Genomic DNA, 13,567 nt, shown 5'->3' on the forward strand with positions numbered 1-13,567 from the left:
CTCGAACGGGACGACGAACCGACGTAAGGAAACACAACGATGCACGGCTACGACCTGCTGGTCGTAGGGTCGGCCAACGCCGACCTGGTGATCGGAGTCGAGCGGCGGCCGGGGGCCGGGGAGACCGTCCTCGGCTCCGACCTGGCCGTCCACCCGGGCGGCAAGGGCGCGAACCAGGCCGTCGCGGCGGCCCGTCTGGGTGCCCGTACGGCCCTGCTGGCCCGGGTCGGCGACGACGCGTACGGCCGGCTGCTGCTCGACTCGCAGCGGGCGGCCGGGGTCGACACGGTGGGCGTGCTGGTGGGCGGGGCGCCGACCGGGGTCGCGCTGATCACCGTGGACCCGTCGGGCGACAACAGCATCGTGGTGTCGCCGGGCGCGAACGGCCGGCTGACGCCGCAGGACGTACGGGCGGCAGCCCGCCTGTTCCACACCTCCCGCGTGGTGTCGGCCCAGCTGGAGATCCCCCTGGAGACGGTGGTCGAGGTCGTACGAAGCCTGGCGCCGGACAGCCGCTTCGTGCTGAACCCCTCCCCGCCGCGCCCCTTGCCGGCCGAGGTGCTGGCGGCCTGCGACCCGCTGATCGTCAACGAGCACGAGGCGAAGGTGATCCTCGGAGAGGCCGGGGCAGACGCAGGGGCCGGTGACCGACCCGAGGACTGGGCGCGGGCCCTGCTCGCGAAGGGTCCGAAGTCGGTCGTCGTGACGCTGGGTTCGCAGGGCGCGCTGGTGGCCTCGGCGGAGAGTGTGGTGCTGGTGCCGTCCGTGGAGGTGGCGGCCGTGGACACCACCGGTGCGGGCGACTCCTTCACGGCGGCGCTGGCGTGGAAGCTGGGCACGGGTTCGTCCCTGGCCGAGGCGGCGGCGTTCGCGGCGCGGGTCGGGGCGGCGGCGGTGACCCGGCGTGGCGCGCAGGACTCCTTCCCCACGGCGGAGGAGGTGGCCTCGCTGGGCCATCAGCGGGAGCCGGACAGCGCGCCCGGGGCTGTCGCCGCTGCTCGGCGAGGTGAGTCCCTGTGAAGAAGGCCGGGATCCTCAACCGTCATCTCTCCGGAGCGATCGCCGAGTTGGGGCACGGGGACGGGGTGCTGGTGTGCGACGCCGGCATGCCGATACCGGACGGTCCCCGGGTCGTGGACCTCGCCTTCCGTGCGGGGGTGCCGTCGTTCGCGGAGGTGGTCGAGGGGCTGCTCGCCGAGCTGGCCGTGGAGGGCGCCACGGCGGCGACAGAGGTCCGGGAGGCGAATCCGGCGGCGGCCGCTCTGCTGGACGGGCACTTTCCCGCACTGGCCCTGGTCCCGCACGAGGAGCTGAAGAGGCTGTCGGCGGGGGCGCGGCTCGTGGTGCGCACGGGCGAGGCGCGACCGTACGCGAACGTGCTGTTGCGGTGCGGGGTGTTCTTCTGAGGCCTGCGCGAGCGACGTTCGCCTGAGGCCTGCGCGACCTTCGGGTCCCCGCACGCCTCGGGTCTGCGAAAGCCTCGAGGGGGTCCGGTCCGTCGACCGGGCCCCCTCGGCTTTTCCCCTCCGTACCAGAACCCCCGTGATCCCCCCCGGATCCCCCTCCAGAAGCCCTGATGCCATGTACGACACGCATGGGGCGGTAAGGGTTGCACGGTCTTCGGGGAATCTTTCGCAGTGAATTCGGCATGCATTCGGTGCGGAACAGGTGAGCGAAGAGAACAAGCCAACGGGATATACCGGATGTATCAAACAATCCCGTGCATATTCCATCATTTACGGTGAACCCCCCAGGTCAGGTGGGCGATATGCCGGAATTTTCCCGCATGATGACCTTGTCTCCCCCGCCTCTCCCACCAGGAGTACGACCATGTCCGAAACGACCGAGCCCAACGCCGGTACGTTCACCCTCGGCGATCCGCTGACCACCGAACCCTCCACCCCGGTCGAGGTGCCGGAGCACGACGAATGGACGCTGCCGAACGGCTTCGCCTGGATCTTCCCCGGCGAGGGCAACGACACCGGTGGTCTCGTCCGGCCCGTGCTCATGGCCGACGGCTTCAATCTCGGCCGGAGCGAGCTCGACAAGCTCTACCAGGGCCTGGAGGGCGGCTACCCGTTCGTCAGCGAGCTGCGCCGGCGCGGCAGGGACGTGATCCTGCTCGGCTACGAGGAGCGCAGCGCGTCCATCCTGGACAACGCGCAGGCGGCCGAGGCCGCCATCATGCAGGCCATCGCCGAGCGGCACGGCAACGCCCCACTGGTCGTCGGCGGCTTCAGCATGGGCGGCATCGTCACCCGCTACGCGCTGGCCAAGCTGGAGACGCAGAGGATGGACCACCAGACCGCGCTGTACTTCTCGTACGACAGCCCGCACCGCGGCGCCTCCATCCCCGTCGGCGTGCAGGCGTTCTCGTACTTCATCCCCTTCCCGAACGACTTCGCCAAGCAGATGGACAGTCCGGCCGCGCGCCAGATGCTGTGGCGGCACTACGACAGGGACACCGGCAAGATCGGGGTCGCCCCGGAGCGCACGGAGTTCCTGACCGCGCTGGAGCGGTTCGGCGGCTGGCCGATGATCCCGAGCAAGATCGCCGTCGCCAACGGCCGCGCCGACGGGGTCGGCCTGCCCGACGTACCGCCCGGCGACGTCGCGCTGCGGATCGACCGGATCTACCCCGGCACCACCTTCTACACCCAGGCCCAGGGCGACGACGTGACGGTGGCCTACCTGAACCGGAGGTTCCCCTCGGCCGAGAAGACCATCACGACCAGCGGCTTCCCGGAGCTGGACGGCTCACCGGGCGGCACGCTGCACACGTACAAGATCCTCGCCGACACGATGGTGAAGCTCGGCGGCACGGTGGACCTGCGGCACGAGGAGGTGTGCTTCGTCCCGTCGGTGAGCGCGGTCGCCATCCGTGACGTCGAGCGGCAAGAGGACCTGTACACGAAGATCAACGAACTCCCCTCGCACGAGAGCGAGTTGGACGAGTTCCTCTGCTCGTCCACGACCACCGAGCACACGGCCATCACCGAGGAACTCTGCAACTGGCTGCTGGCCCGCCTCCCTGACTGACCGATCCCCGCGCCTTGCACCACCGGGGCCGCCCCGTCCGCTCACACCCGGCGGAGGGCGGCCCCGTCCTCACTCCGCCCACCGAGCCGCGCTCCCCGGCTCTCGGCCACCCTCCTGACGTCCCGCAAGGACTCGACGAGCCGCCGGGCGAGGTAGCGGAGTTCGGCGCCGGTCGCCCGTTGCTCCGCGAGGAGGGCGTCGGCGTGGCCGAGGAGGGCGTCCGCCATGCCGAGTTGTACGCACTCGACGTCGTCCGCCATCCGCCACACATAGCCCGTCCCGTCGCCCACGAGATAGCAGGGCTTGCCCTCGGGCCCCGTCCAGGGCAACAGGCGGGCGGCCGGCTCCTCGCGTCCCGCGCCGCTCACCCGTCGCTCCCCACACGAGGCCAGAACAGCGAGCCGACGCCCACTCCGCGAACGGCGGACGGCACGTCAGGCGACACGTCAGGCGGCGGGCGCTCTCCCGTGCCGTGGGCCGTCGGGCCACCGACGTAGGGGCACGAGTACGGACAGAGGGGCGGGACGGACGGCGCGGGCGGCGTGCCGTGGTGCCTGCGCGTCGGGGAGAACCTCCCGAACGTCCTGAAGAACCGGGCGATCAGACGTGTCACGTCAACCTGCTTCCACCTGCGATGACTTCGCTCTGTTGTGAATCACTCACAGCGTGGGGTCGGCGATGGCTACTCTGCTAGTGCCTGGAGGTTGACAACGCATTCGTCAAGTTGGGAGTTGGCAGCATGCCGAAGCCTCGAACACCTCGGACGCAACGGGAGAAGTACGGGGAGGAACTGAGGCTGCGGCGGACGGCAGCCGACCTCACGCAGGAGGAACTGGGCGACCAGGTCGTGTGCTCGCCCACACTGATCAGCCACTTCGAGGCGGGCAGGCGGTTGCCGAAGCCTGACGACGCGCAGCGGATCGACCGAGTACTGGGCACGGATGGGTTCTTCGCACGCTGGCTGGAGGACTTGGACAGCAAGTACGACAGCAGCTTCGCTGCGGCAGCTGAACTGGAACGACAGGCCACCCTGATCCAGCAGTTCGCCCTCACCCTGGTTCCTGGCCTGTTGCAGACCCCCCACTATGCACGGGCCGTGTTCAGCGCGTACCGGCCCAACCACTCCGCCGAGGAACTTGACAGGGAAGTTGTCATTCGAACAGAGCGTGCCCGAATTCTGGACGGGCCGTTGAAGCCGGTTGTCTGGACGCTGCTCGACGAGGCCGTGCTAAGACGCCGTGTCGGTGGCCGACAGGTCATGGCCGAACAGCTGCACAAGATCGCGGACATGGCAGAGATGGGACGGCTGAGGCTCCACGTACTATCGAACGCTGTCGGGGCTCACCCGCTCCAGCAGAGCCTGCTCACACTCATGAGCTTCGAGGACTCCGCCCCCGTTGCCTACGCCGAAGGCTTCCTCACCGGCAACTTGATGGATGATCCGGCGCTGGTGGCCGCCAGCCAGACGGCCTACGCTCTAGCGCTGAGTGACGCGTTGTCACAGCAGGAGTCACTGGCCATCGTCAGGTCGGCAGCAGAGGAACACGCACATGGTCAACAGTGAGCACACGCTCTCCGACTCATCCGCTCTCACCGGCTGGTACAAGTCCAGCTACAGCGGCGGCAATCAGGGCGAGTGCCTTGAGGTCGCGCGTGGCCACGTCCGCGTGCCCGTCCGTGACAGCAAGGCCGTCAGCGGCCCGGTGGTGGTCTTCTCGGGGCGCGGCTGGTCGGAGTTCGTCGGCGCGGTCAAGGTCGGCAGTCTCTAACCCGGGTTCAGTGACCGTCGCGCCGCGTTGATCAGGTTGTGTGCGTCGGTGCCGTACACCGCGGACTCCCTGAGCGTGCTCCAGACGCGCAGGTACGTGGCCACGGCGTCGTCGTCCTCGATCCACAGCTCCGCGTGCCACGTCTCCGTGACGACCTGGTGGTCGTCGTAGATCCAGAAGCCCGAACCCGGTGGCAGCTTCAGGGGTGCGCCGGACGGGACGATCCCCAGTTCCACCGTCTCCAGGCCGACGACTCCGCTCAGGTGGCTCAGCTGCGCCGCGAGCACCGAAGGCGGGCAGATCAATGCGCGCAGGACGGGCTCCCACAAGATGATGTGGTAGCGCCTGCCGGACGCGTAGAGGAGTTCCCGGCGTTTCATTCGAGCGCGCACGGCGTCGTCGATGTCGCGTGGCGACTGGTGAAGGTCGGCGAATCGGGAGAGTACGGAGCGTGCGTACTCGGGTGTCTGGAGGATGCCGACGATCCACGACGACTCCCAGGCACGCAGCGTGCGGGCGTTCGCCTGCGCGGTGTTGTGCGCCTCTTGTACGGGGCGGTTTCCGCCGGCTGTCTGACGTCTCCACGACCGGATGTGTGACTCGAACCCACGGAGACGAGCGAGGAGTTCGGGATACGTCTCCGGTTGGCCGACGGCATCCGCGTAGGCACGCAGGTCTTCGGAGGCGGCCGTCTGGTTGCCCAGCTCGAGCTTGGAGATCTTCGAGTTCGGCCAGCCGAGACGCCTTGCGAGTTCGGATGCGGTGAGCCGACCACCAGGCGCGCCGAGCCGGAGTTCACGGAGCCGTGCCCCGAGGGCCACCCGCGCCTGCTGGTAGTCGGTACTCACCGGATCCCGCCTGTTCTCTTCCTGTTCTCTTCCTGTTCTCTACTCCTGCGCGGTCGTCGAGACCGCGAAGTGTTCGTACGGGACGGCGTAGTGCCACGCGGCGTCCCACGCCTGAAGGTACCGATTGACCGCTGTCGGCTCGGTGATGAGTTGCGCGCCTTCGAGGTTGTCGGCGGCGTCGAAGGCGAGCAGTGCAACCAACCGGGCGTCGAAGATCCAGAAGTCCTCGTCCGACAGGTACAGGCGAACGGCGTCGTCACGTGACAGGTTGTGGACCTGCTCGCCGAGCGCCGTGTTCTTCTCCGCATGGGCCAGCAGGTAACGCTGGCCTGTGGTGGCCGGTTGGTCGATGACACGGACCCGTTCTACACGCGCGCCCTGGGCTACCTGCCGTCGGATCGTTGTGCACCAGGGAGTGTGCATGTCCCAGGTGGGTGCCTCGCCGCGCATGAACTGGGCGTAGGTGTCGGTCTCCTCGTCCGAGGCGTATCGGCGTCGGGTTTCCAAGCGCCGTGCCGTGTGGGCGAACTTCTCGAAGAGACCGGTGAACGCGTCAAGGCCGATGACGACTGGAGTGTCGTCACGCGGCCCGAAGTCGACCAGCGTGTTGCGCGGCACGATCACCGCGACTTCGTTGTCCGGATCGAAGAACTGGAGCCGTTTTAGATCGGTGGCGTCAGTGAGGGGGCGTCCCTGGACAATGACCTCGCCGGTGTCGAGGTCCTCATGGACGGCCGGGCAGCCGCCCTCTCCGCTACCCGTGCCGTTGAAACGCAGCCGTCGCGCCATGGACATTCCCTTCGCCTGTGAGCCGACCGACCTGCCCAGCGTGACCTGGCAGTTGAGTCGCGACCACGGGTCTCCCCCACCCTCGCGAGAAAAGACGAGAAAAACAACGAAGGGGGCGAGAAAACCCGAGAAAATCGTCTCGGGCCGGTCGCCTGACTTCTCCTACGCTCCGGTTCACGCAGAACGCGCCGAAGGAGGAATCCAATGACCGTCACACTGGACCGTCCCACGAGCACCCGCACTCGGGATCCGAAGGAACTCCTCAATGCCGTCCGACCGCACGTCAGGCATCTGACCGTCAACGTGCTCGACAGCGACATGCCCCTGTGGGACCGCGAGGTCGCCCTGCTGCTGCGTGACCACACAATGGTCCGTGACATGGCCGAACGCGTCCTTGCCAACGCCGTCATGTACACCATCGGCTGCATCGAGCACCCCGAAGTGCACCTCGGTGTCGGCAAACTCGTCGACATCGGCGTCCACCAGCTCATCCTCGACACTCCGGTCTGGTGGGCCCTGTGCGACGTCTACAACGAGGGCCGGTACAAGCACCACGCCCCGTTCATCCAGCGCCGCAGGGACGGCCTGTGCCTGCGCACTGCGGACTTTCTGAAGTCCATCGGCTTCGCCGTCGACGAGGAGCTGTGGGCCATCGACGGCGCGGATTGCTCGCCGTGTGACAACAAGGTCCCCGACAGCCACTGAGCCCGCGCAGACGGGCCGCTGCCTCACAGGGCCGCGGCCCGCCTGTGGACCGCTCGTCCGAGGAGGAACCCGAACTTGCCCGCCGAACACGACCTCGTCGCCGAGACCGATCTGTGGAACACATACGCCGAGACCGCCTTCAAGGAGGACGCCGAACCGGTGTTCCACTGGACCCAGTACGCCGGACACGGCCCCGGGCCCGAGCTTCTCGGCACCCCCGCCTCCGTACTGGAGATCGGCTGCGGAACCGGGCGGGCGCTCGCCCACCTCGCCGGGCTCGGCATCCGTGCGCGAGGCGTCGACCTGTCACCGGTCATGGTGGAGAAGACCGCCGAGAAGTGGGGCGACACCGGTGCGGTGTTCGTGCGCGCGGAGGTCCTGGAGTATCTGCGTGCCTGCGAGGACGCCTACGACGCGATCTACTCGATCTTCGGCGCGGCCTGGTTCACCGACCCCGGCCGTCTTTTCCCGCTCGTCCGTCGGCGGCTCAACCCGGGCGGTGTCTTCGTCTTCTCGCAGCCTCCGGCCATCCCGGGGGCGTACGGGCCGCAGGGCATGTATAAGGGGGGCTTTGCGGGCAAGGCCATGTTCACCTACCGCTACAGCTACCGCCCCGCCGTCTGGGAGCGCCTGCTCACCCGGGCCGGCTTCGCCCGGGCCCGGGCGTATGTGCTCGACGCGCCGAAGCCGGGACACATCGGCACACTGATCGTGCGTGCGGAGGCGGACTGAGCGGCATCCAAAGGGCGGTCGCGTCAGGGGCTGAAGCCCTTGAAGTCCAGGAACGCGGCTCGCAGTTCGGGATCTCGGAGGAGGGTGAGTACGTCGTCCTCCCCGACGAACAGGGCGTCGGCCGACGGGTGCCCGGACTGGTGGAACATGGCGACCAGGACGTCGACGAGGGGGCGGTTCCAGGCGACCCGGACGATCTCCGTGGCCTTCTCGCGCTGGCCCTTGTCCATGGCTATGCGCCACAGCTCGATGGAGTACCCGGCCGTCGCGTAGGCGTCCATACGTCCCTTGACCAGGACCGCCCTGGCGTTGAGGCCGAACACGTCGATGCAGGCCCGGCCCCGGTCGGTCAGTCCCCGGTACGTTCCGAGCGGGAGCACCAGGTGCAGGTGGTCCAAAGGGTCCTCGGCCGTCGGGTCTACGAGCAGGGGGTTGCCCTCGGCCGTGGTCGGGAACCGGTTCCGTTTCTGGTTGCTGTTGCAGTACGAGCAGGCGAGCAGGTGGTTGAGCCAGTCGAACGTGCGCAGCGGAGTGAGGCTCTTCGGCTCGAAGTGGTCGATGTCCGTGCCCTGGCTGTCACCGCAGTACATGCAGCGTTCGTGACCGGGAGCCATCTCCGCCAGGGCGGTGGCGAGTGCGGGGCGGACCTGTCGGCGGTTCGCCCATAGGTCCTTCGCCCTGGCCTTGCGGGCCTCCGCTGTGGGCTGCTGCCGGATGTCCTCGGTGTAGTCCCCCAGTCTCGCCATCGTGACCGGCGACAGGGCGGCACGCGGCAGCCGGATCACTCCTCCCCGCCCTCCTCGTCCTCCCCGCCGTCAGCGATCTCTTCCGCCAGCCGGTGGAGGTGGGCCGACACCTCGTCCACGCGGGCCGACGGCGAACTGGTGAGCCGCTCCTTCAGTTCCTGGTAGCGGGCGAGCGACTCGGGGGACGTGGCCCCGTCGTAGATCTGTGCCTCCAGGTCCACGAACTCGGCCCTGGCCTGTTCGGCCCTCTCGGAGTACGGGGTGTCCAGGCCGAACAGGTCCGAGAGAACCGCGTCGTCGCCGCTGCCGTACACCACCCGGTCGTACAGGTCCTGGTCGATGACCTCGGGCGGGCGCGCCTCGTCCACGCCGGGCAGCCGGATCAGGCCGCCGGGATCCGCGGCCTGGCAGATGTACGGGCTGTGGGTGGTGACAATGAACTGGATGCGGGGGAAGTGGGCGGTCAGCCACGGACCGATCCGGCGCTGCCAGGAGACGTGCAGATGGGCGTCGATCTCGTCGATGATGACGACGCCTGGGGTCATCAACGCGATCGAATTGCCTCTGGCCTCCCAGAGGTTGGACTCCCAGAGGTCGGCACCGAACACGTCGTGGAACTGCTTGAGGATGTCGACGACAAGGGCCGCCACGGTCCGGAATCCGTCACTCATCTCCCGCAGCGGAAAGCGACTGCCCTGACGCTCGACCCACAGGCCCTCGGAGTCGACGTCCATGATCCGGTACCCGTCCGGCAGGAGCCCGTCCCCGAGGAGCGCCAGTGCGAACGCCTTCAGCCCGGCGGCGCCCCCTCTGCCTTCCAGCGCGCGCAGATGCTGCTCGATCAGCCAGGCGACCCCTTCGGCGAGCGAGGCGTCCTCGTGAAAGAGGCTCGCCTGCCTGGCCACGGGCCCGGACGCCAGCATCAACCGCTGCACCTCGCCGGAGCCTCCGGCCATCCGCCGGAACGGCCCGTAGGCCGCGCAGAACCAACCCTCCGGGTTGTCCGCCCAGGGGCCGCGGCGGGCGATGCTGGTCCGGGCCCTGGTGTAGACGAGTTCGTCCAGTGCGGGTTGATAGCCCTTGGGCGGTACGGACCATGCGAGCCCCGCCCTGAAGGAGCCGCTGGGCGGGCGCCCCTGGGAGAACCGGTCGTGCCCCGTGTCCCGGGTGATCTCGACTTCGAGCCGGGCCACCCTGGCTCCCTGCGTCACCCAGTTCTCGAACCCCGGCATCAGACTGCGGGCCACCGCCGGTCCGCTCAGCGCCAACGCCATCGCCCGCAGCAGCGTCGTCTTGCCCGAGCCGTTGCGGCCCGCGAGCACCGTCCACCCCGCATGACTGCCGTCGGGGCGCGTCAGGGTGAGGTCGACCTGACGGGGACCGTGAAAGGACTTGATGTCCTGCACGATGATCCGGCTGACGTACATGGGCGTCGGCGTCCGTTCGTTCGGGTGTCCTGCCCGATCCTACGGCCGTGGCCTGCCCGTCCCCCGCGCACGGGCAGGCCGCTCGGGCGTCACTACGCCGTGTGCTCCACGAACCGTGCCGCCGTCTCCGCCAGCACTTCGCGGCCGTCGCGTGCCCACAGCACGTCGTTGAACAGTTCGACCTCGATGGCGCCGGTGTAGCCGGCCGCCTCCACGTAGGCCTGCCATTCGCGCATGTCGATCGCGCCGTCGCCGATCTGGCCGCGGCCGTTCAGCACGCCCTCGGGCAACGGCGTCGTCCAGTCGGCGAGTTGGAAGGTGTGGATGCGACCGGAGGCGCCCGCGCGGGCGATCTGGGCGGGGGCCTGGTCGTCCCACCAGATGTGGTACGTGTCCACCGTGACGCCGACCTGGTGGGCCGGGAAGCGTTCCGCGAGGTCCAGGGCCTGGGTGAGGGTCGAGACCACGCAGCGGTCGGAGGCGTACATGGGGTGGAGTGGCTCGATGGCCAGCTTCACCCCGTGGTTCTCGGCGTAGGGGCCGAGCTCCGCCAGCGCGTCCGCGATGCGCTCCCGCGCGCCGTGCAGGTCCTTCGAGCCGGACGGGAGGCCGCCGGAGACGAGGACCAGCACCTCGGTGCCCAGGGTCGCGGCCTCGTCGATGGCTCGGCGGTTGTCGGCCAGGGCCGCCGTCCGCTCGGCCGGGTCGATCGCCGTGAAGAAGCCGCCGCGGCACAACGTCGTCACCGTCAGGCCCGCGTCGCGGACCAGCTTCGCGGTCGCCTCCAGGCCGTACGTCTGCACCGGCTCGCGCCACAGGCCGACGTTCGTCACGCCCAACTCACGGCAGGCGTCGACGAGTTCGGGCATGGACAGCTGCTTCACCGTCATCTGGTTGATGCTGAAGCGGGTCAGGTCGGCACTAGCGGTCATTGGTTCACTCCGTACAGGGCCAGCAGGTTCTTCATGCGCTCCTCCGCCGGCTTCGGGTCCGGGAACAGGCCCAGGCCGTCGGCGAGTTCGTAGGCGCGGGCGAAGTGCGGGAGGGAGCGGGCCGACTGGAGGCCGCCGACCATCGTGAAGTGGGACTGGTGGCCGGCCAGCCAGGCCAGGAAGACCACGCCCGTCTTGTAGAAGCGGGTGGGGGTCTGGAAGAGGTGGCGGGAGAGTTCGACCGTCGGGTCCAGGAGATCCCGGAAGCCCGCCACGTTCCCCGTGTCCAGGACGCGTACCGCCTCCGCCGCCAGCGGACCCAGCGGGTCGAAGATGCCGAGGAGGGCGTGGCTGAAGCCCTTCTCGTCGCCCGCGATCAGCTCGGGGTAGTTGAAGTCGTCGCCGGTGTAGCAGCGGACGCCCTGCGGCAGCCTGCGGCGGATGTCGATCTCGCGCTGGGCGTCCAGCAGGGAGACCTTGATGCCCTCCACCTTGTCGGGGTGGGCCGCGATGACCTCCAGGAAGGTGTCCGTGGCCGCGTCCAGGTCGGACGAGCCCCAGTAGCCCTCCAACGCCGGGTCGAACATCGGGCCCAGCCAGTGCAGGATCACCGGCTCGGCGGACTGGCGCAGCAGGTGGCCGTAGACGTCGAGGTAGTCCTCCGGGCCGGAAGCGGCCGCCGCCAGGGCGCGAGACGCCATCAGGATCGCCTGGGCGCCCGACTCCTCCACGAGGGCGAGCTGCTCCTCGTAGGCCGACCGGACCTCGGCGAGGGACGCCGGGCCGGTGAGCTGGTCGGTGCCGACACCGCACGCGATCAGCCCGCCCACCGCCTTGGCCTCGGCCGCGGATCTGCGGATCAGTTCGGCCGCGCCCGCCCAGTCCAGGCCCATGCCGCGCTGGGCGGTGTCCATCGCCTCGGCGACGCCGAGTCCGTGGGACCACAGGTGGCGGCGGAAGGCGAGGGTGGCGTCCCAGTCGACGGCGGCGGGGGAATCGGGCGACACGTCCGCGAACGGGTCGGCGACCACGTGCGCCGCCGAGAAGACCGTGCGGGAGGTGAAGGGCGCGCCGGTGGTGACGGCGAGGGGTTCCGTGCGGGGCTCGTATGTCCGCAAGGTCCCTGTGGAGTCGGGGAGTCGGATCGTCACAGCGTGACCTCCGGGACGTCGAGGCGGCGGCCCTCCGCCGAGGACTTCAGGCCCAGCTCGGCGAGCTGGACGCCGCGGGCGCCGGCCAGCAGGTCCCAGTGGTAGGGGGCGTCGGCGTAGACGTGCTTGAGGAACAGCTCCCACTGGGCTTTGAAGCCGTTGTCGAACTCACCGTTGTCGGGGACCTCCTGCCACTGGTCGCGGAAGACCTCGGTGGCGGGGATGTCGGGGTTCCAGACCGGCTTGGGGGTGGCGCTGCGGTGCTGGACGCGGCAGTTGCGCAGGCCGGCGACCGCCGAGCCCTCCGTGCCGTCGACCTGGAACTCGACGAGCTCGTCGCGGTTGACGCGGACCGCCCAGGAGGAGTTGATCTGGGCGATCGCGCCTCCGTCGAGCTCGAAGATGCCGTAGGCGGCGTCGTCGGCGGTGGCGTCGTAGGGCTTGCCGTTCTCGTCCCAGCGCTGCGCGATGTGGGTGGTGGCGATGGCCTGGACGGACTTCACCCGGCCGAACAGCTCGTGCAGGACGTACTCCCAGTGCGGGAACATGTCGACGACGATGCCGCCGCCGTCCTCGGCGCGGTAGTTCCAGGACGGGCGCTGGGCGGCCTGCCAGTCGCCCTCGAAGACCCAATAGCCGAACTCGCCGCGGATGGAGAGGATCCGGCCGAAGAAGCCGCCGTCGATGAGGCGCTTCAGCTTGAGCAGGCCCGGGAGGAACAGCTTGTCCTGGACGACACCGTGCTTGATGCCCTTCTCGCCCGCGAGCCGGGCCAGCTCCAGGGCGCCCTCCAGACCCGTGGCCGTCGGCTTCTCCGTGTAGATGTGCTTGCCCGCGGCGATCGCCTTCTTGATCGCCTCCTCGCGGGCGGACGTCACCTGGGCGTCGAAGTAGATGTCGACGGTCGGGTCGGCGAGTACCGCGTCCACGTCGGTGGAGATGTGCTCCAGGCCGTGCTGGTCCGCCAGCGCCCTGAGCGCGTGCTCGCGGCGGCCGACGAGGATCGGTTCCGGCCACAGCACGGTGCCGTCGCCGAGGTCGAGGCCGCCCTGTTCGCGCAGGGCCAGGATGGAGCGGACGAGGTGCTGGCGGTAGCCCATGCGCCCCGTCACGCCGTTCATGGCGATTCGCACCGTCTTGCGTGTCACGTCGATCCCTTCGTAGGCGTCGTGCGCAGCATGCCTGCGCGCTTCGTACGCGGTTGTGCGCGCCGCGTACGCCTCTTCCTGATCAGCGTTACAGCAAGCGCTTTCTATCCAAGGAGAAGCTAGCCTCTGACCAGCGGTCCGGACAAGACCGTGTCCATCCCGAGTTGTTCGAGGGGGCGAACAGCGGGGGTGTTGGGCCGTAGGGTCTGCTCGACACGCCCGGAACCGCGCCCACGCGGCTGCTGTCTACCAGGGCGTACGACGACGTACGACAACGTATG

15 protein-coding genes are annotated in these 13,567 nt (G+C 69.0%); 7 read left to right on the forward strand and 8 right to left on the reverse strand.

Annotated features, from left to right (window positions below; all coding sequences use genetic code 11):
- Positions 1–39: 39 nt before the first annotated feature.
- From OG289_RS18830 to OG289_RS18840, 3 genes are all read left to right on the forward strand, one after another.
- Complete coding sequence (locus OG289_RS18830) at positions 40–1,020, forward strand: ribokinase (protein WP_327315188.1); 981 nt, start codon at positions 40–42, stop codon at positions 1,018–1,020.
- The gene (rbsD, locus tag OG289_RS18835) at positions 1,017–1,406 is read left to right on the forward strand and encodes a D-ribose pyranase (protein ID WP_327315189.1); all 390 of its coding nucleotides are present in this window, start codon (positions 1,017–1,019) and stop codon (positions 1,404–1,406) included. Before OG289_RS18830 ends, rbsD begins: the two co-directional genes overlap by 4 nt.
- A 424-nt stretch (positions 1,407–1,830) precedes the next feature.
- A complete protein-coding gene (locus OG289_RS18840) occupies positions 1,831–3,039 on the forward strand; it encodes an esterase/lipase family protein (RefSeq protein WP_327315190.1) in 1,209 nt (402 codons plus the stop codon).
- 41 nt (positions 3,040–3,080) lie between these two features.
- Here the strand turns inward: OG289_RS18840 and OG289_RS18845 are convergent, their stop codons facing one another.
- A complete protein-coding gene (locus OG289_RS18845) occupies positions 3,081–3,407 on the reverse strand; it encodes a hypothetical protein (RefSeq protein WP_327315191.1) in 327 nt (108 codons plus the stop codon).
- Positions 3,408–3,778: 371 nt separating this feature from the next.
- On the opposite strand from OG289_RS18845, the gene OG289_RS18850 reads away from it, so the two are divergent.
- The gene (locus OG289_RS18850; RefSeq protein WP_327315192.1) at positions 3,779–4,603 is read left to right on the forward strand and encodes a helix-turn-helix domain-containing protein; all 825 of its coding nucleotides are present in this window, start codon (positions 3,779–3,781) and stop codon (positions 4,601–4,603) included.
- The gene (locus OG289_RS18855) at positions 4,590–4,808 is read left to right on the forward strand and encodes a DUF397 domain-containing protein (protein WP_327315193.1); all 219 of its coding nucleotides are present in this window, start codon (positions 4,590–4,592) and stop codon (positions 4,806–4,808) included. The genes OG289_RS18850 and OG289_RS18855 overlap by 14 nt, the downstream gene beginning before the upstream one ends.
- Here OG289_RS18855 and OG289_RS18860 read toward each other — a convergent pair.
- Together OG289_RS18860 and OG289_RS18865 are read right to left on the reverse strand one after the other, a co-directional pair.
- Positions 4,805–5,656 carry a helix-turn-helix domain-containing protein gene (locus OG289_RS18860; RefSeq protein WP_327315194.1) on the reverse strand — a complete coding sequence of 284 codons (852 nt, stop codon included), beginning with the start codon at positions 5,654–5,656 and terminating at the stop codon, positions 4,805–4,807. The two genes, OG289_RS18855 and OG289_RS18860, sit on opposite strands and share 4 nt — an antisense overlap.
- A gap of 39 nt (positions 5,657–5,695) precedes the next feature.
- The gene (locus OG289_RS18865; RefSeq protein ID WP_327315195.1) at positions 5,696–6,445 is read right to left on the reverse strand and encodes a DUF6879 family protein; all 750 of its coding nucleotides are present in this window, start codon (positions 6,443–6,445) and stop codon (positions 5,696–5,698) included.
- A gap of 204 nt (positions 6,446–6,649) precedes the next feature.
- Between OG289_RS18865 and OG289_RS18870 the strand changes: the two genes are divergently transcribed.
- Positions 6,650–7,150 carry a hypothetical protein gene (locus tag OG289_RS18870; protein WP_327315196.1) on the forward strand — a complete coding sequence of 167 codons (501 nt, stop codon included), beginning with the start codon at positions 6,650–6,652 and terminating at the stop codon, positions 7,148–7,150.
- 75 nt (positions 7,151–7,225) lie between these two features.
- Complete coding sequence (locus OG289_RS18875) at positions 7,226–7,882, forward strand: class I SAM-dependent DNA methyltransferase (protein WP_327315197.1); 657 nt, start codon at positions 7,226–7,228, stop codon at positions 7,880–7,882.
- 23 nt (positions 7,883–7,905) lie between these two features.
- Here OG289_RS18875 and OG289_RS18880 read toward each other — a convergent pair whose 3' ends face one another.
- The 5 genes from OG289_RS18880 to OG289_RS18900 form a co-directional block, all read right to left on the reverse strand.
- The gene (locus OG289_RS18880; protein ID WP_327315198.1) at positions 7,906–8,667 is read right to left on the reverse strand and encodes an HNH endonuclease; all 762 of its coding nucleotides are present in this window, start codon (positions 8,665–8,667) and stop codon (positions 7,906–7,908) included.
- Complete coding sequence (locus OG289_RS18885) at positions 8,664–10,055, reverse strand: AAA family ATPase (protein ID WP_327315199.1); 1,392 nt, start codon at positions 10,053–10,055, stop codon at positions 8,664–8,666. The genes OG289_RS18880 and OG289_RS18885 overlap by 4 nt, the downstream gene beginning before the upstream one ends.
- 92 nt (positions 10,056–10,147) lie before the next feature.
- A complete protein-coding gene (locus OG289_RS18890; RefSeq protein WP_327315200.1) occupies positions 10,148–10,987 on the reverse strand; it encodes a sugar phosphate isomerase/epimerase family protein in 840 nt (279 codons plus the stop codon).
- Positions 10,984–12,138, reverse strand: coding sequence for a dihydrodipicolinate synthase family protein (locus OG289_RS18895; protein WP_327315201.1), 1,155 nt, complete (start codon positions 12,136–12,138; stop codon positions 10,984–10,986). The genes OG289_RS18890 and OG289_RS18895 overlap by 4 nt, the downstream gene beginning before the upstream one ends.
- Entirely contained in the window at positions 12,135–13,286 is a 1,152-nt protein-coding gene (locus OG289_RS18900; RefSeq protein WP_327315202.1) for a Gfo/Idh/MocA family protein, read from the reverse strand. Before OG289_RS18900 ends, OG289_RS18895 begins: the two co-directional genes overlap by 4 nt.
- Positions 13,287–13,567 lie beyond the last annotated feature (281 nt).

Source organism: Streptomyces sp. NBC_01235, assembly GCF_035989285.1.
Classification (GTDB): domain Bacteria; phylum Actinomycetota; class Actinomycetes; order Streptomycetales; family Streptomycetaceae; genus Streptomyces.